Origin of the sequence: uncultured Chloroflexus sp. (assembly GCF_937129525.1) — a bacterium.
Classification (GTDB): domain Bacteria; phylum Chloroflexota; class Chloroflexia; order Chloroflexales; family Chloroflexaceae; genus Chloroflexus.
In genome coordinates this window covers 1-15,308 of sequence record NZ_CAKZNK010000058.1, presented here as the reverse complement: position 1 = coordinate 15,308, position 15,308 = coordinate 1, and the positions used below count along the sequence as shown (strand labels likewise).

The 15,308-nt window shown below is 57.0% G+C and carries 30 protein-coding genes; all 30 read right to left on the bottom strand.

Going from position 1 to position 15,308, the window contains the following annotated elements; all coding sequences use genetic code 11:
• Positions 1-2 precede the first annotated feature (2 nt).
• Entirely contained in the window at positions 3-956 is a 954-nt protein-coding gene (locus tag Q0650_RS06630; protein ID WP_298817140.1) for a DNA-directed RNA polymerase subunit alpha, read from the bottom strand.
• A gap of 44 nt (positions 957-1,000) precedes the next feature.
• A complete protein-coding gene (rpsD, locus tag Q0650_RS06625; protein ID WP_298817138.1) occupies positions 1,001-1,621 on the bottom strand; it encodes a 30S ribosomal protein S4 in 621 nt (206 codons plus the stop codon).
• 191 nt (positions 1,622-1,812) lie between these two features.
• Entirely contained in the window at positions 1,813-2,226 is a 414-nt protein-coding gene (gene rpsK / locus Q0650_RS06620) for a 30S ribosomal protein S11 (RefSeq protein ID WP_298817136.1), read from the bottom strand.
• Between the two features lie 19 nt (positions 2,227-2,245).
• Positions 2,246-2,626: a 30S ribosomal protein S13 gene (gene rpsM, locus Q0650_RS06615; protein WP_298817134.1), complete on the bottom strand. Its 381-nt coding sequence runs from the start codon at positions 2,624-2,626 to the stop codon at positions 2,246-2,248.
• 96 nt (positions 2,627-2,722) lie between these two features.
• A complete protein-coding gene (rpmJ, locus tag Q0650_RS06610; RefSeq protein WP_012258254.1) occupies positions 2,723-2,839 on the bottom strand; it encodes a 50S ribosomal protein L36 in 117 nt (38 codons plus the stop codon).
• A gap of 48 nt (positions 2,840-2,887) precedes the next feature.
• Entirely contained in the window at positions 2,888-3,109 is a 222-nt protein-coding gene (infA, locus tag Q0650_RS06605) for a translation initiation factor IF-1 (protein ID WP_012258253.1), read from the bottom strand.
• 12 nt (positions 3,110-3,121) lie between these two features.
• Positions 3,122-3,790, bottom strand: coding sequence for an adenylate kinase (locus Q0650_RS06600; protein ID WP_298817133.1), 669 nt, complete (start codon positions 3,788-3,790; stop codon positions 3,122-3,124).
• 145 nt (positions 3,791-3,935) lie between these two features.
• Entirely contained in the window at positions 3,936-5,288 is a 1,353-nt protein-coding gene (gene secY, locus Q0650_RS06595; protein WP_298817132.1) for a preprotein translocase subunit SecY, read from the bottom strand.
• A 54-nt stretch (positions 5,289-5,342) separates the two neighbouring features.
• Positions 5,343-5,858, bottom strand: a complete 516-nt coding sequence (gene rplO, locus Q0650_RS06590) for a 50S ribosomal protein L15 (RefSeq protein WP_298817131.1) — start codon at positions 5,856-5,858, stop codon at positions 5,343-5,345.
• Positions 5,855-6,052, bottom strand: a complete 198-nt coding sequence (gene rpmD / locus Q0650_RS06585; protein ID WP_298817130.1) for a 50S ribosomal protein L30 — start codon at positions 6,050-6,052, stop codon at positions 5,855-5,857. Before rpmD ends, rplO begins: the two co-directional genes overlap by 4 nt.
• A complete protein-coding gene (rpsE, locus tag Q0650_RS06580; RefSeq protein WP_298817129.1) occupies positions 6,052-6,588 on the bottom strand; it encodes a 30S ribosomal protein S5 in 537 nt (178 codons plus the stop codon). The genes rpmD and rpsE overlap by 1 nt, the downstream gene beginning before the upstream one ends.
• 29 nt (positions 6,589-6,617) lie before the next feature.
• A complete protein-coding gene (gene rplR, locus Q0650_RS06575; RefSeq protein ID WP_298817128.1) occupies positions 6,618-6,980 on the bottom strand; it encodes a 50S ribosomal protein L18 in 363 nt (120 codons plus the stop codon).
• Positions 6,981-7,216: 236 nt separating this feature from the next.
• Positions 7,217-7,780 (bottom strand): 50S ribosomal protein L6, encoded by a 564-nt coding sequence (gene rplF / locus Q0650_RS06570; RefSeq protein ID WP_298817127.1) that lies wholly within the window; start codon positions 7,778-7,780, stop codon positions 7,217-7,219.
• Positions 7,781-7,798: 18 nt separating this feature from the next.
• Positions 7,799-8,200, bottom strand: coding sequence for a 30S ribosomal protein S8 (gene rpsH / locus Q0650_RS06565; RefSeq protein WP_298817125.1), 402 nt, complete (start codon positions 8,198-8,200; stop codon positions 7,799-7,801).
• 55 nt (positions 8,201-8,255) lie between these two features.
• On the bottom strand, positions 8,256-8,441 hold the full coding sequence (locus Q0650_RS06560; protein WP_298817123.1) for a type Z 30S ribosomal protein S14: 186 nt from the start codon (positions 8,439-8,441) through the stop codon (positions 8,256-8,258).
• Positions 8,442-8,498: 57 nt separating this feature from the next.
• A complete protein-coding gene (rplE, locus tag Q0650_RS06555) occupies positions 8,499-9,041 on the bottom strand; it encodes a 50S ribosomal protein L5 (RefSeq protein ID WP_066789250.1) in 543 nt (180 codons plus the stop codon).
• Between the two features lie 54 nt (positions 9,042-9,095).
• On the bottom strand, positions 9,096-9,428 hold the full coding sequence (gene rplX / locus Q0650_RS06550; RefSeq protein WP_298817118.1) for a 50S ribosomal protein L24: 333 nt from the start codon (positions 9,426-9,428) through the stop codon (positions 9,096-9,098).
• Entirely contained in the window at positions 9,428-9,796 is a 369-nt protein-coding gene (gene rplN, locus Q0650_RS06545) for a 50S ribosomal protein L14 (RefSeq protein WP_015941728.1), read from the bottom strand. Before rplN ends, rplX begins: the two co-directional genes overlap by 1 nt.
• Before the next feature lie 2 nt (positions 9,797-9,798).
• Complete coding sequence (gene rpsQ, locus Q0650_RS06540; RefSeq protein WP_367280798.1) at positions 9,799-10,068, bottom strand: 30S ribosomal protein S17; 270 nt, start codon at positions 10,066-10,068, stop codon at positions 9,799-9,801.
• Positions 10,069-10,086: 18 nt separating this feature from the next.
• The gene (gene rpmC / locus Q0650_RS06535; RefSeq protein ID WP_298817114.1) at positions 10,087-10,293 is read right to left on the bottom strand and encodes a 50S ribosomal protein L29; all 207 of its coding nucleotides are present in this window, start codon (positions 10,291-10,293) and stop codon (positions 10,087-10,089) included.
• Complete coding sequence (rplP, locus tag Q0650_RS06530) at positions 10,280-10,738, bottom strand: 50S ribosomal protein L16 (RefSeq protein ID WP_298817113.1); 459 nt, start codon at positions 10,736-10,738, stop codon at positions 10,280-10,282. The genes rpmC and rplP overlap by 14 nt, the downstream gene beginning before the upstream one ends.
• Positions 10,725-11,453, bottom strand: coding sequence for a 30S ribosomal protein S3 (gene rpsC, locus Q0650_RS06525; RefSeq protein WP_298817111.1), 729 nt, complete (start codon positions 11,451-11,453; stop codon positions 10,725-10,727). Before rpsC ends, rplP begins: the two co-directional genes overlap by 14 nt.
• A gap of 15 nt (positions 11,454-11,468) precedes the next feature.
• Positions 11,469-11,810, bottom strand: a complete 342-nt coding sequence (gene rplV, locus Q0650_RS06520) for a 50S ribosomal protein L22 (RefSeq protein ID WP_298817109.1) — start codon at positions 11,808-11,810, stop codon at positions 11,469-11,471.
• 89 nt (positions 11,811-11,899) lie between these two features.
• Positions 11,900-12,187, bottom strand: coding sequence for a 30S ribosomal protein S19 (gene rpsS / locus Q0650_RS06515; RefSeq protein ID WP_015909214.1), 288 nt, complete (start codon positions 12,185-12,187; stop codon positions 11,900-11,902).
• Positions 12,188-12,241: 54 nt separating this feature from the next.
• Positions 12,242-13,066, bottom strand: a complete 825-nt coding sequence (gene rplB / locus Q0650_RS06510; RefSeq protein WP_298817103.1) for a 50S ribosomal protein L2 — start codon at positions 13,064-13,066, stop codon at positions 12,242-12,244.
• A 76-nt stretch (positions 13,067-13,142) separates the two neighbouring features.
• Positions 13,143-13,427 (bottom strand): 50S ribosomal protein L23, encoded by a 285-nt coding sequence (rplW, locus tag Q0650_RS06505; RefSeq protein WP_298817101.1) that lies wholly within the window; start codon positions 13,425-13,427, stop codon positions 13,143-13,145.
• A 3-nt stretch (positions 13,428-13,430) separates the two neighbouring features.
• Positions 13,431-14,099, bottom strand: coding sequence for a 50S ribosomal protein L4 (gene rplD, locus Q0650_RS06500; RefSeq protein ID WP_298817099.1), 669 nt, complete (start codon positions 14,097-14,099; stop codon positions 13,431-13,433).
• A gap of 12 nt (positions 14,100-14,111) precedes the next feature.
• Complete coding sequence (rplC, locus tag Q0650_RS06495; RefSeq protein ID WP_298817097.1) at positions 14,112-14,744, bottom strand: 50S ribosomal protein L3; 633 nt, start codon at positions 14,742-14,744, stop codon at positions 14,112-14,114.
• Between the two features lie 112 nt (positions 14,745-14,856).
• Entirely contained in the window at positions 14,857-15,165 is a 309-nt protein-coding gene (gene rpsJ, locus Q0650_RS06490; RefSeq protein ID WP_012258230.1) for a 30S ribosomal protein S10, read from the bottom strand.
• A 65-nt stretch (positions 15,166-15,230) separates the two neighbouring features.
• Positions 15,231-15,308, bottom strand: a 78-nt coding sequence (locus tag Q0650_RS06485; protein ID WP_156525324.1) for a hypothetical protein, incomplete at its 5' end; no start/stop codon positions are given.

Below are 15,308 nucleotides of genomic sequence, written 5' to 3'. Positions count from 1 at the left end.
TTTTAGCGCGATGCCCCATTAGCGGGCAATCGCGGAATGTAACCCCGTTCGATAAGTTTGTCGCGAATCTCTTCCATTGACTTCTGGCCAAGATTGCGCACCGACAAGAGCGCTTTTTCATCCATCTGCAATACCTGACCGATCTTGGTAATTTCAGCCCGCTTCAGGCAGTTATACGTGCGAGTCGAAAGTTCCAGCGTCTCAATCGAGGTATCGTAGATGCTGGCTGGAATCTCCAGACCATTGGCTTCCGGTTGAGCTTCCGGTTCGGCGACCATCCGGTTGAAATTCGCGATAGTGGTGTTGTAATGCACCAGGACTCGAGCCGCATAATCGAGCGCATCGACTGGTCGCACAGTACCGTTGGTCCACACCTCAATAATCAGGCGGTCGAAGTCAGTTGCCTGACCAATACGCGTATTTTCGACCACGTAGTTGACCCGCGGCACCGGCGTAAAGATGGCGTCGATCGGGATTTCACCCAGTGGCAGGATCCCACGCTGGTCGGCTGACAGATAACCGCGACCGCGTTCGATCGTTGCGGTCAGCTCAAACTGAGCCTGAGCGTGCTCGAGGGTGCAAATATAGTGATCAGGTTCAACGACTGCCAGTCCTTCAGGCAAGACCAGATCAGCCGCAGTCACTATGCCTGGCCCTTGTTTCCGGATTGTCGCGATTGCTGTTCCCTCATGGCGACCGCGCAGATGGATGCCTTTCAGGTTTAAAATAATCTCAACCACATCCTCGGTCACGCCGGGAATGGTATCGGTCTCCCGATAGACACCGGCAATGCGCGCGTGGGTAATCGCCGATCCGGGAATAGCTGTCAGCAAGACGCGCCGCAGCGCGTTGCCGAGCGTGTGTCCATAGCCCGGATCAAGCGGCTCGATTTTGAAGCGCCCAAAGGTCTCAGTCGTTTCAACAACCTCGATCTTTGGTTGAGCGATATCGAGCACTGCTGCCTCCCATTTCTTCGTTTGCGTCCCGCAGGTGGGAGCTTCTACCGGCTATAGAACTCGACAATCAACTGTTCGTTGATATTGGCCTCAGCATCTTCACGCCGCGGCAGCGACACTACCGTCCCCGACAGTTCAGCGGGGTTAAGGCGCAACCATTCAGGAGCGCGATGCTTGTTCAAAACGCCACTATCGACCAGGTTCTTGAAGTAGGTGCGGCTGCGGCTCTGTGGACGCACGGCAATTACCTGCCCAACCTTCACCGTGTACGACGGGATATTTGTCTTCCGACCATCGACAACGATATGGCCGTGATTCACGAGTTGGCGCGCTTGAGCGCGAGTGGTAGCAAAACCAAGTCGATAGACCACATTATCGAGCCGACGTTCAAGTAAGCTCAGCAAATACTCACCGGTGACGCCACTGCGGCGTGATGCTTGCTCGAACAGACGGCGAAACTGGCGCTCAAGGACACCATAGATAAATTTTGCCTTTTGCTTTTCGAGCAACTGTGTGCCGTAATCCGACGACTGTCGGCGGCGCGCAGCAGCGCCGTGCTGACCCGGCGGATCTGGCCGTTTATTAAGAATCCGCTGCCCTTTTTCTGTGATACCTACTCCCAAACGTCGGCTTACCTTACCGACTGGACCAATATATCGCGCCATAGGTTCCTTATCCTCATACTATCAAACTAACGCGCACAACGACAAGGTGCGCTTCTTTTCCCAACCCTGTGAGATGGGCGCTGGCGCAGTTGATCAATGCGCCACCGCAGTGGGCGTCCGGGAACAATGCCCTCCGGTTCCAGTTGCGGTCGTCTCACAAGGCAGAACAAACGACAATTCCAGCCAGCGGTCTACACCCGGCGGCGTTTGGGAGGGCGACAGCCATTGTGCGGAATCGGCGTCACATCAGTAATCGCCGTAATCTGCAAACCGGCGGCCTGCAAAGCGCGAATAGCGGCCTCGCGACCGGCGCCGGGCCCCTTCACAAACACCTCAACCGAGCGCATACCGTTTTCCATTGCCTTGCGAGCGGCATTTTCAGCCGCCACCTGCGCAGCGTAGGGTGTGCTCTTGCGCGACCCTTTGAAGCCACTTTGGCCGGCGCTAGCCCAGCACACCACTGCTCCCTGCGGATCGGTAATGGTGACAATCGTGTTATTAAAAGTGCTTTGAATATGCGCCTGACCCCGCGGCACATTTTTGCGTTCGCGGCGCTTACCGCGCTGGCGGGTAGTCGTGGCAGTGGTTTTTCCCTTTGCGGGCATGCCTTACTCCTTATCGCAACTACTTCTTCGTCTTCTTCTTGATGCCAATCGCCTGACCGCGGCGTCCGCGGCGGGTGCGCGCATTGGTGCGCGTGCGCTGACCACGCACCGGCATACCGCGCCGATGGCGCAGACCCCGGTAGCAGCCAATATCCATCAGGCGCTTGATATTCAGTTGCACCTCACGGCGCAGATCGCCTTCCACCCGATATTCGCGATCAACAATCTCGCGAATCCGGCCAAGTTCCTCTTCGGTCAGGTCGCGCACCCGGCGTTCGGGATTCACGTTAGCTTTTTGCAGAATCTCCATGCCGTTTGAGCGACCGATCCCATAGATATAGGTGATCGCAATTTCGATCTTTTTATTGCGGGGAATGTCAACCCCGGCGATACGTGCCATGCCTGTCCTCTTTGTTGCTGTAACGTTCTGCCAGCCTGAAGCGACCAGACAGAATCTCTCTCCTAGCCCGTAATATGCGGATATCGCAAGTATCCGTTATCCTTGCCGCTGTTTATGCTTTGGTGTGCGCGAGCAGATCACCCGGATCACACCCTTGCGCTTAATCACCTTGCAATACTCGCAGCGCGGCTTTACCGACGCTCGCACTTTCATGATTAGCCTCCTTGCGGCGGCGGACGCCGCCGTGCCGCGTCGCGCCCCCTACTTGTAGCGATAGGTAATCCGTCCCCGGGTCAGGTCATACGGCGACAGTTCGACCAGCACCCGGTCACCTTTCAAGATACGGATATAATTCATCCGCATCTTACCCGAGATGTGAGCCAGCACTTCGTGCCCGTTGTCGAGCTGTACCCGGAACATTGCATTCGGCAATGGTTCCGTGATGGTACCCTCCATCTCGATAACGTCCTTCTTTTTCGACATACCCCTCCTAACCTACGGCTGCGCTGGGGTCAAATAAGGACTCAGCGCCTTGAGCATTGCCTCCGTCACGAGCGCGATCTCACGTTGCCCATCAATTTCGTGCAAGATACCCTGACGTTGGTAGTATTCGATCAGTGGCATTGTCTGCGCGAAATAGACATCCAGACGGTGCTGCGCCGTCTCAATCGAATCATCGCTGCGTTGATAGAGTTTGCCGCCGCAGGCATCGCAAATATCTGGCCGATGCGACGGGAAATAATAGATATTAAAGATCGCGCCGCAGGTGCGGCACGTCTGCCGGCCTGCAATGCGGCGCAGCAGCACATCTTGTGGCACGGCCAGGAAGAGCACTGCATCGATGCGGGTTCCATCCCTGGCGAGCGCCTCTTCTAGTGCCCGCGCTTGATCCTGAGTGCGCGGAAAACCATCGAAGATGACCCCTGACGCGCAATCGGGTTGACGAATACGCTCCAGGATCATACGAATCACGACCTCATCGGGTACCAGTTCACCGCGATCCATATAAGACTTCGCCAGCATGCCTAATTCCGTTCCTTCACGCAAAGCTGCGCGAAAGAGATCGCCGCTGGCGACGTGGGTCAAGCCTGTTCGATCGGCGAGAGTTTTTGCCTGCGTACCTTTGCCAGCTCCTGGTGGCCCTAACAAGATAACGTTGGTCATGACTCGGCGCTCGCTCGTTTTCAAAACCGCACTCTACCTGGTGCAGTAGACCATCTGCCTGTCTCACAAAGACGCTGCCCAACCGGCAATGCCGGCGAGCAACGACTTGTATTGTACTACAACTTTCAGCGTTTGTGCGCAACGTCTACCGGGTCAAAAAGCCCTCGTAGTCGCGCATAATCAACTGTGCCTCGAGTTGGCGCATCGTATCAACCGCAACACCGACCACAATCAACAAGGCAGTGCTACCTAATCCAATCTGCACACCGGTGATCGACTGGGTAAGGAAAGGCAACACTGCAATCAGGCCAAGGAAGAGGGCGCCAGCGAGTGTAATCCGGTTAAGCACCTTCATCAGATACTCTTCCGTCTTTTTGCCGGGACGAATGCCGGGAATAAACCCGCCATTGCGTTGGAGATTCTCAGCCAGATCCTGTTGCGTAAAGATAACGACTGTATAAAAGTAGGTGAAGCCAACGGTCAACAGGAACAGCAAGGTCATATAGACGATACCGCCACCCTGCCCGGTTGGATTGAACGTGTTATAAAAGAAGCCGGCGATAGCATTGCCAATACCCTCGGCGCCCGGTCGATAGAACCACGACGCAACGATGCCGGGGAAGATGATAATGCTTTGGGCAAAGATCAGCGGAATCATACCGGCTGAATTAACCTTCAGCGGAATGAAGCTGCTCTGACCGCCGTAGACCTTATTGCCGCGCACTCGACGCGCATACTGCACCCGAATGCGGCGCTGACCTTCCTGGATCAGGACAATGCCGACGATAGTGAGCAGCGCAATTGCTATGAAACCGATCAGGCCGAGAATGGTGCTAAAGTCACCGGCCTGGCTGATCTGGAAGCCCTGAATGATCAAACCGGGCAACCGCGAGACGATACCGCCAAAGATAATGATAGAGATACCGTTGCCGATACCGCGCTCGTTGATCTGTTCACCGAGCCAGATCAACAGCATTGTGCCGGCGACCATCGTCGTCAGCACAGTAAAGGTAGGCAAGAAATTTGCGCCAAGATCGAAGGGTGTGCGGAACAACGATTGCAACGGATCGTTATTTGGATTGATAGTACGCTCGAGGGTCAGGGTCTGACCGTAGGCTTGCAAATAGGCCAGCGGAACGGTCAGCCACAACTGGTAGCGATTAAGGCGCAAGCGCCCCTGTTCACCCTCTTTTTGCAGCTCTTGCAGGGCTGGAATCAGCGGTTGCAGCAACTGCATGATAATCTGAGCGGTGATATATGGATACACTCCCATTGCCGCAACCGAGAAATTCTCGAGTGCGCCACCGGCAAACAGATTCAGCAATTGCGCCAACTGATTTGTAGCAAGGGCCTGGCGCAACTGTTCAAGGGTTACCGGATTGATATTTGGCACCGGAATATGCGCGATCAGGCGAAACAGGAACAGCATCCCCAGGGTAAAGAGGATGCGACGCCGAAGATCGGGCAATTGAATAGCGCGAAGGACAGCCTGCAGCATGTTGATGCTTCCTATGAGCGGCGAGAACACATTCGTTCTCGCCGCACTGACCAATTACGACGATTGGCGCGCGTTGCGCATGCTCGGATTTGGCCCACGCGAACGCGAGTGGCGTTCAACCACCCAGGTCAGATCGATCGCCTTACCCCCGGCTGCCTCGATCTTTTGGCGGGCGCTGGCCGAAAACTTATGCGCCTTGATCACCAGCGGCTGGTTCAGTTCACCATCACCAAGGATCTTTACCGGCAGGCGCTTGCGGCGCACCAGCCGGCGCGCCAGCAGTGACTCGGGGGTCACTTCAAGTTCAGCCGGCCAATCAACCAGACTGCCGACATTCACCACTTCATATTCGACACGGAACTTATTGGTGAAGCCACGCTTAAACGGCATTCGCTTCACCAGCCGGTTCTGTCCGCCTTCAAAGGTGCGGTAAGGACCGGGGCCGCTTCGCGCTTTCTGCCCCATCATGCCTTTACCGCCGGTCTTGACCTTACCCGAACCGTGGCCGCGACCGATCCGCTTTCGCTTGCGGCGCGAACCCTCGGCGGGGCGTAAATCGTGAAGTTTCATGCTTGCACCTCGTCCCCAACCTCTTCCACCTTTACGAGGTGCTGAATTTTAAACAGCATCCCGCGCACCGATGGATTATCTGGTTTGAGTACACTCTGATTCAAGCGGCGCAAGCCAAGCGCAGCCAGAGTTGCTTTCTGGTCACGCGCATAGCCAATGGCGCTCTTGACATATGTGACGCGCAGCTTACCCATCACGCTGCCTCCGTTTCGCGCCGCGTCCGGCGTTCCATCAGCTCTTGCGGCGTTAGATCACGCCGGCGCGCCATCTCTTGCAGCGAGGTCATCTCGCTCAGGGCCTTGAACGTTGCTTTGACTACATTTACCGGGTTGTTGCTCCCATAAACTTTCGAGAGCAAGTCTTTGATCCCGGCAGCCTCGACGACCGGACGCACACCACGTCCGGCGATAACGCCAGTACCGGGCGCGGCAGGTCGCAACATCACCTTAGTGGCCCCAAACTTCGTCACCACTTCGTGGGGAACGGTTGCGTGCACCAATGGGACGCGAATCAGATTCCGCTTGGCAGCCTCAGCCCCTTTGCGGATGGCATCCGGCACTTCGGCTGCCTTCCCCATCCCAATACCGACGTGACCTTTTCCATCACCGACCACAACGACCGTGCTGAAGCTGAAGCGGCGGCCGCCCTTCACGACCTTTGACACGCGGTTGATCTGGACGACTCGCTCCTCGAGCTCCAGCGTGTCGGGGTTGATACGTTCTCGTTTCACAGTTCCTCCGCTACGCTGCCCTTGGGCAACTAGAAGTTCAGACCAGCTTCGCGGGCCGCTTCGGCCAGCGCTTTCACCCGTCCATGATACTTATAGCCGCCGCGATCGAAGACCACCTTCGTAATCCCGGCCTGCAACGCTCGTTCGGCGATCAGCTTACCGACCAGCGCGGCCTCCTGGGTTTTAGTCAGCTCTGGACTACCACTCCACCCTTTTTCAATGGTGGAAGCAGCAACGAGCGTATGACCAATGGTATCATCAATCACCTGCGCGTAAATATGGGCATGGCTGCGGAAGACATTCAACCGCGGCCGTTCGGGAGTGCCCGAGACGCGCTTACGGATACGCTTATGCCGGCGAAGCCGGAGTTCACGTGGTGTTCGCTTTCCCATACAATCCTCAAATACTGTCGCAACGGAGATACCATCCCCCGTCGCTCGCTTGTTTCCGTTCGGAGCAGACAGACGCGAGCCGAAGCCAATCATTGACCAGGCATCGCCTGCGCAACTGACCTATGGCATTGTTAAACACACTCATGCCTGGAGAGGTCGCAGGCGTCAATACTAACTCACGCTGTCTGCGGATGTGCTGGCGAGAGGGCTGACGGCTACAACCGCAGCCCACTCGACTACTTCGCCTTACCAGCCTTACCGGCCTTGCGGCGAATCTTCTCTTCAACGTACTTGATGCCCTTCCCCTTATACGGTTCTGGTGGACGGAGGCCACGGATACGAGCCGCTTCTTCGCCGACCTTCTGCTTATCGATACCGAGCACCGACAGCGCCAGCGGATCGTTGGCCGACTTACGCTCACCGACGACATAGCTAATGTCTGGCGGCGGTTCGATCCGTACCGGATGCGAAAAGCCAAGGTTGAGCACCAGCGTCTTCCCTTCGAGCTGCGCGCGGTAGCCGACGCCATTGATCTCAAGATCCCGCTTCCAGCCCTGCGTCACGCCGACGATCATGTTATGGATCAGGGTGCGGGTCAGGCCGTGGAGAGCGCGGTGCAGCTTCTCATCTGAAGGGCGTTGAACGGTAATGACATCCCCTTCCTGCTTAATCAGCATATCGGGGTGCAATTGTTGAGACAGCGTACCCTTAGGGCCTTTCACCGTCACGAGGTTCTGCTCGCTGATGGTAACCTGAACGCCCTTTGGCACGGTAATCGGTCGTTTCCCAATTCGCGACATGATACTCCTCCGCGCGCGTTACCAAACGTAGCAGAGCACTTCGCCGCCAACGCGCTCGCGCCAGGCCTCGTGATCGGCGAGCACACCCTTAGGCGTCGACAGAATACTCAGCCCAAGGCCGCCGCGCACCCGCGGAATGTCAGCGCGCTTGGTGTAGATGCGCAGCCCTGGCTTGCTGACCCGGCGCAGACCGGTAATGGCCGGTCGGCGGTCGGGCATATACTTCAGGGTGATCGAGATAGTTTTCGTTGGTTTCCCTTCGTCGATCACTGTGTAATCGCGAATAAAGCCTTCGCGCTTGAGAATATCGGCAATCGCAATCTTCATCTTCGATGCCGGTATTGTCACCGTTGTATGGCGGGCCATGCACGCATTGCGGATGCGTGTCAGCATATCGCCGATAGGATCATTCACACTCACGGTATGCCTCCTCACAAGTCGGGCGTCAAAAAGAATTCCGATTGTCGCACAGCACTCACCAGCTCGACTTGACGACGCCCGGAATGAGGCCCTTCAACGCATGCTCGCGGAAGCAGATACGGCACATCCCGAACTTGCGGATATAAGCTCGCGGTCGACCGCAGATCTTGCAGCGATGATAAGCTCGCACCTTAAACTTTGGTGGCCGCTGAGCTTTTACGATCAACGACTTCTTTGCCAACGGAATACCTCCTCAAAGCGTTGAACCAGTTAGCGCTATGCGCGCTCTTAGTTCAAACTAATCACGAAATGGCATGCCGAGTCGCTTGAGCAGTGAATAAGCCTGCTCATCATTTGGCGCGCTGGTGACGATTGCCACCTCTAAACCACGGATTTTATCAATCTTATCGTAGTCGATGTCCGGGAAGACAATCTGCTCACGCAGGCCAAGGCTATAATTTCCGCGGCCATCAAACGAGCTGCGGCTCACGCCACGAAAATCGCGAATGCGCGGCAGCGCCAGCGAACAGAGCCGATCGAGGAAATCGTACATCCGATCACCGCGCAGCGTTACCATTGCGCCGATCGGCATCCCGGCGCGGAGCTTGAACGAAGCCACCGACTTTTTGGCCCGCGTCACCACCGGCTTTTGGCCGGTAATCGTGGCGAGGTCATTGACAGCAGCTTCAATTGCCTTGGCATTCTGCACAGCCTCGCCGACGCCGACATTGACGACAATCTTGACAAGGCGCGGCACCTGCATGATGGACTTGAACTTAAACTCCTCCATCAGAGCAGGAACGACCTCTTTTTGATATTTTTCACGTAATCGAACGGTCATGGCTCTTTCTCCAGGGGCTTGGCGTCAGCCCGCGCCGCGCCGGCCCTGAACAGACTACTTATCGATAATGGCGTCACAGGCCTTGCAATAGCGCACCTTGCGCGGGCGGCCCTTGTGATCAGTCTCTTCCAGGAAGCGCTTGCCGGTGCGTGACGCCCGCCCGCAACTGGGGCAAATCAGCATCACATTTGAGGCGTGGATTGGCGCTTCCATTTCGATAATACCGCCGGGACGACCGGGACCGCGGGGTTTCTGGTGGCGCTTGACGATATTCAAGCCTTCCACCACCACCCGGTTTACAGCAGGCAGCGCGCGCTTAATCTTACCGCGGCGCCCCTTGTCTTTGCCGGCGATCACCAGCACTTCATCACCAGTCTTGACATGCATCACAGCACCTCCGGGGCGAGCGACACGATCCGCATAAACTGCTTCTCGCGCAACTCACGGGCCACCGGGCCAAAGATACGGGTGCCGCGTGGGTTATTCTCTTTCCCGATCAACACCGCAGCGTTATCATCGAAGCGGATGTGCGAGCCGTCTGGCCGACCATACTCTTTAGCTGTGCGGATAATAACCGCCTTGACGACATCACCCTTCTTAACCTGACCGCCGGGCGTTGCTTCTTTCACCGATGCGACAATAATATCGCCGACCCGACCATAGCGCACCCGCGAACCACCGAGGACCCGGATGCACATGATCTCTTTGGCCCCGGTATTATCGGCGACCTTTAGCCGAGTTTGAGGCTGGATCATGGCTACGCCTCCTCGCCACGCTTAACAATTTCCACTACCCGCCAGCGTTTGGTACGGCTCAACGGGCGGGTCTCTTCGATCCGAACCACATCACCCACTTTGCAGGCATTCTCCTCATCGTGGGCGTGGAACTTCTTCGTCCGTCGAATAATCTTGCGATAGAGCGGATGGGGCTTGAGGTAATCAACCGCCACCACCACCGTCTTATCCATCTTGTCGCTGACGACACGACCAACCTTAGTCGTCCTGCGCTTTTGCTCTACGGTCATCATGCTCTGCTCCATAATCCGTTAGCCGAGCTCAGCCTGCGCCAGTTCACGTTCGCGCAAAATAGTCAGGATGCGAGCAATCTCCTTCCTGACCTGATGTGGCCGAGCGGTATTGGTCAGCTTACCGGTTGCCTTCTGAAAGCGCAGATTAAACAACTCGATCTTGTACTCGGCCAACTTTGCGCGCAATTGCGCATCATCGAGGGCGCGCAGTTCACTCGCTTTCACTGCTCACCTCCCCGGTAGTTGCTGCCATTGTTCCCTGCTCTTCGCGGTCGATCACCTTGCACTTGACGGGCAGCTTTTGGGCTGCGCGGCGCAGTGCCTCTTGGGCGATCTCTTCGCGCACGCCGGCCAGTTCAAACATAATCCGACCGGGTTTAACCACGGCGACCCAGTGATCGACCGAACCCTTACCGCCACCCATACGGGTTTCGGCTGGTTTCCGTGTGACCGGTTTGTCTGGAAAGATTCGGATCCAGACCTTGCCACCACGCTTAACATAATTTGTGATGGCACGACGGGCGGCCTCAATCTGGCGGCTCGAGATCCAGCTCGGTTCGAGCGCCATCAGGCCATACTCACCGAACACGACATTATTGCCGCGGTACGAGAGGCCGGGGCTACGCCCTTTCTGCATTTTGCGGTACTTCGTGCGCTTAGGCAGAAGCATTGCTATTCCTCCTCGACTGGCGTTCACGCCGTTCAGGTGTGGGCGCTACCGCCGCCGGCTGTTCGACCTGTGCTCGGGAGGGCTGATTGGGGAAGACATCACCCTTGTAAATCCAGACCTTCACCCCGATGCGGCCATAGGTCGTATGGGCATGCACCTGCGCATAATCAATATCGGCGCGAAGCGTATGGCGCGGCACGCGGCCTTCGGCCTCTTCGTGAACGCGCGACATCTCGGCGCCACCGAGGCGACCCGAACAGCGCACCTTCACGCCTTGCGCCCCTAGCCGCATAGCGCGCTGGACGGCCTGTTTCATTGCGCGCTTATAGCTTACGCGCCTGGTGATCTGCTCACCGATGCTCTCGGCCACCAACTGGGCATCAAGTTCTGGCTGATTAATCTCTTTAATATTCAGCTTGATCTTCTTGCCCGTCTTGCGTTCCAGCGCGCTCTTCAGCGTATCGACATTCGTACCACGCTTGCCGATAACGATACCGGGCTTGGCCGTGTAGACCGAAATCTCGATCTTATTGGCCGAGCGCTCAATCTCGATCCGCGACACACCAGCGCTCTGCAATTCTTTGCTAATCAGCTTGCGCAGCTCGATATCTTCGTGGAGTTGGCGGGTATACTCTTCGCCGGTAGCGAACCACTTCGACTGCCAATCCTTGATATAACCGAGCCGGAAGCCAATCGGATGTACTTTGCGCCCCAAGCGAGCCTCCCTCTTCTAGTACTCCGACTTATCGGCCACCACCACAGTGATGTGGGTGGTCGGTTTGCGGATGCGATTTGCCATTCCGCGTGCCCGCGGCATAAACCGTTTCAAGACCGGGCCCTGGTCGGCATAAATGGTCTTGATGTACAGGTTTTCGCGATCCATATCAAAGTTGTGCTCGGCATTCGCGATCGCTGACTTCAGCGTGCGGGCCACTTCACGCGCCGCTTTTTGCGGCATATAGCGCAGAGTCGCCAGCGCGCGGTCAACCGGCATTCCGCGCACAACATCCATCACCAGGCGAACCTTTAGCGGCGAGATTCGCACATAGCGGGTAACAGCTTTTGCTTCCATTGCTCTTCTCGTATTGCTACCCGACGCATCATTACAAGCGTGCTATTCTACCACGTTTTTGGCATGATGCCATCGGACCTAAGCGGGAGCTACTTCACTTTCCCGCGCTTATCGGCCTTCTTGCCGCCGTGGCCGCGGAAGAAGCGGGTGGGGGCGAATTCGCCTAGCTTGTGTCCCACCATATTTTCAGTAATGTAGACCGGCACGTGGCGGCGACCATCGTGAACGGCGATGGTGTGGCCAATCATTTGCGGGAAGATGGTCGAGTCGCGCGACCAGGTGCGGATCACCCGTTTTTCATTGGCCTTGTTCATCGCCTCGATCTTATCGAGCAACTTAATATCGACGTATGGCCCCTTCTTTGACGAGCGGGACATAGTTCCTCCTCACAGGGTGCCGGGCGACACCGGTTGCCGCCCGGCGGTGCAACATTACTTGCGCCGACGGACAATAAAGCGATCGAAGCGCGGATTGTGGCGGGTTTTGACACCGCGGGCCGGCTTCCCCCACTTTGTCTTCGGCGTGCTCATTCCACGCGGAGCGCGACCCTCACCACCACCGTGGGGATGGTCGCGGGGGTTCATTGCGGCGCCACGCACTCGTGGCCGGCGACCGAGCCAGCGCGAGCGACCAGCCTTGCCAATCCGAATGTTCTGGTGATCGACATTGCCGACCTGGCCGATAGTGGCCATACAGCGCACGTGGATCAGGCGCATCTCACCAGAGGGCATGCGGACGGTGGCATAATCGCCTTCTTTTGCCATCAACTGTGCGGCAGTGCCGGCAGAGCGTACCAGTACGCCACCGCGTCCGATTTCCAGCTCGATGTTATGGATCTGTGTACCGAGCGGGATCGCGCTGATAGGCAGCGCATTCCCAACCCGAATTTCAGCGTCGGGGCCGCTCATCACGGTATCGCCAACCTTCAGGCCGAGCGGAGCGATGATATAGCGCTTCTCACCATCAGCGTAGGCGAGCAGGGCAATCCGGGCGCTCCGGTTAGGATCGTACTCGATGGCCTGAACTTTAGCCGGAATACCGAACTTATTGCGCTTGAAGTCGATAATCCGGTAGAAGCGCTTATGACCACCACCGCGATGGCGCACGGTAATGCGGCCCTGATTGTTGCGTCCGGCCTTCTTGCGCAACGGTTCGATCAGGCCTGGCTCAGGCCGCTTCTTGGTAATCTCCTCGAAGGTCGAGACCGACATATTGCGGCGACCGGCTGAGGTTGGCTTGTAGATACGTACTCCCATACACTATCTCCCTTGTGCAGCGCCGGCTCTTCAATGCGAACCGGCGCTGGTCGCTGCTTTCCGTTCAGCAACGACGTTAAGCGCCGAAGATCTCAATCCGATCGCCTTCGGCCAACGTCACAATCGCCTTTTTCCAATCGCGGGTATAGCCGACCGACTGACCACGGCGGCGGCGTTTGCCGCGCACGTTCATGGTATGCACCTTGGTGACCTTCACATTAAAGATGGTCTCAACCGCGCGCTTAATCTGCGGCTTGGTCGCCTCACGATGGACCTCAAACGTATACTTGTTGAGTTCCATCAGATTGGTATTTTTCTCGGTGATCAGCGGGCGGATCAAAATATCATACGGCGTCAGCATGGTTTAATCCTCCTGCGCCGGCGCCGCCAGACGAGAGCGTTCGCCGAGATAACCTTCCACCACCTCAACGGCTGCTTTGGGCATCACGATGTGGTCGTAGACCAGCAGATCGCGCACGTTGAGATAGTGGGCCAGCAGGGTCTTTACCTGTGGCAGATTATTGGCCGATCGGCGAACATTTTCGTTCGCCGGGCTTTTGCTATCAATCACGACCAATGTCTTCTTGTCGGCGAGACCGTGGGCCTTGAGAAAGGCGACAAAATCTTTGGTGCGCGGCTGGGCGAAAGTCAGTTGATCGATGAAGCGAATCTGACCAGCCGCAAACTTTGCCGACAACGCCGAGCGCACACCGAGCCGACGCATCTTGCGCGGCATGGCGACGCGATACGAGCGCGGATGTGGGCCGTGAGCAACACCACCGCCCTTGTGATGCGGCGCGCGGATCGAACCCTGGCGCGCGCGACCGGTGCCTTTCTGGCGGTAGAGTTTGCGCGTCGAACCTTTCACTTCACCGCGACCGCGGGTATTGTGTGTGCCGAGGCGGGCATTCGCATGTTGCATCAACACATATTGATGCATCACCGGCACATTTGGCTCAATGCCGAAGATGTAATCACTCACCTCAATGGCGCCCACCTGTTCGCCGGCCTGATTGTAGAGTGTTGCCTGCATCGTTTTACTCCTCTAGCCCTTCACCGCTTTGCGGATCTGAAGCAGGCCATTGCGGGCGCCGGGAACGGAGCCCTTTACCAGTAGCAAATTCTGTTCGGGCAGCACTTCGACCACCTCCAGGTTCTGGATGGTGACTCGTTTCCCGCCCATACGACCGGCCATGCGCTGGCCCTTCCACACTCGACCGGGCGTTGTGCCAGCGCCGATCGAGCCAGGCGCGCGGTGGCGGTCACTCTGACCGTGGGTCTTTGGCCCGCCACGGAAGCCGTGTCGCTTGACAACGCCGGCGAAACCGCGACCTTTCGATGTGCCCGAAATGTCGATCTTCTGACCGGGCTTAAACAGTTCAACCGTCACGACCTCGCCGGGTTTGTGTTCCAGCGGATTATCGGCGCTAAACTCGCGCAGATAGCGCAGCATAGCCCCACCTGCCGCTTTCAGATGACCCTGCTGTGGTTTTGTCAGCTTGCGCGGTTCAACCTCTTCGTAACCGAGCTGCACCGCGCTGTAGCCATCGCGTTCAGGTGTGCGAACCTGGGTGACGATGCAGGGGCCGGCAGAAATGACCGTCACCGGAATGGCCATTCCCTTCTCGGTGAAGTACTGCATCATCCCGATTTTGCGTCCTAATAAACCGTGAATCATTGATGCACCTCCGCAGCATGCGTCAGAGCGCAGCGGCTGCCTTTCTGGCACGCGCGATCACTGCTGACCAAGAACGAAGTTGTCTCAGTGAAGCGGCGCGCCTGGTTTTCTTCTACAGCTTTATCTCAATATCGACACCAGCCGGCAGATTGAGTTTCATCAAGGCGTTAATCGTTTGCTGGCTCGGGTCGAGCACATCGATCAATCGCTTATGAGTTCGGATCTCAAACTGCTCTTGCGAATCTTTATCGATGAATCCCGATCGAATGACGCTGTAGCGCTCAATCTTGGTCGGGAGCGGAACCGGACCGGCGACGAGCGCGCCCGTCCGCTCAGCAGCCTCGACAATCTGACGCGCAGACTGATCGAGGATCTTGTGATCATACGCCTTGAGGCGAATACGAACCTTTTGCTTTGCCATCTTTTTTCTCCAATCAACGGGGACGTGGGGAAAGGCCACGTCCCCGTTCCTGGCTTATATGCTGCCTAATCAAGGATCTTGGTCACAACACCGGCGCCGACGGTGCGACCACCCTCGCGGATGGCGAAGCGCAAGCCTTCTTC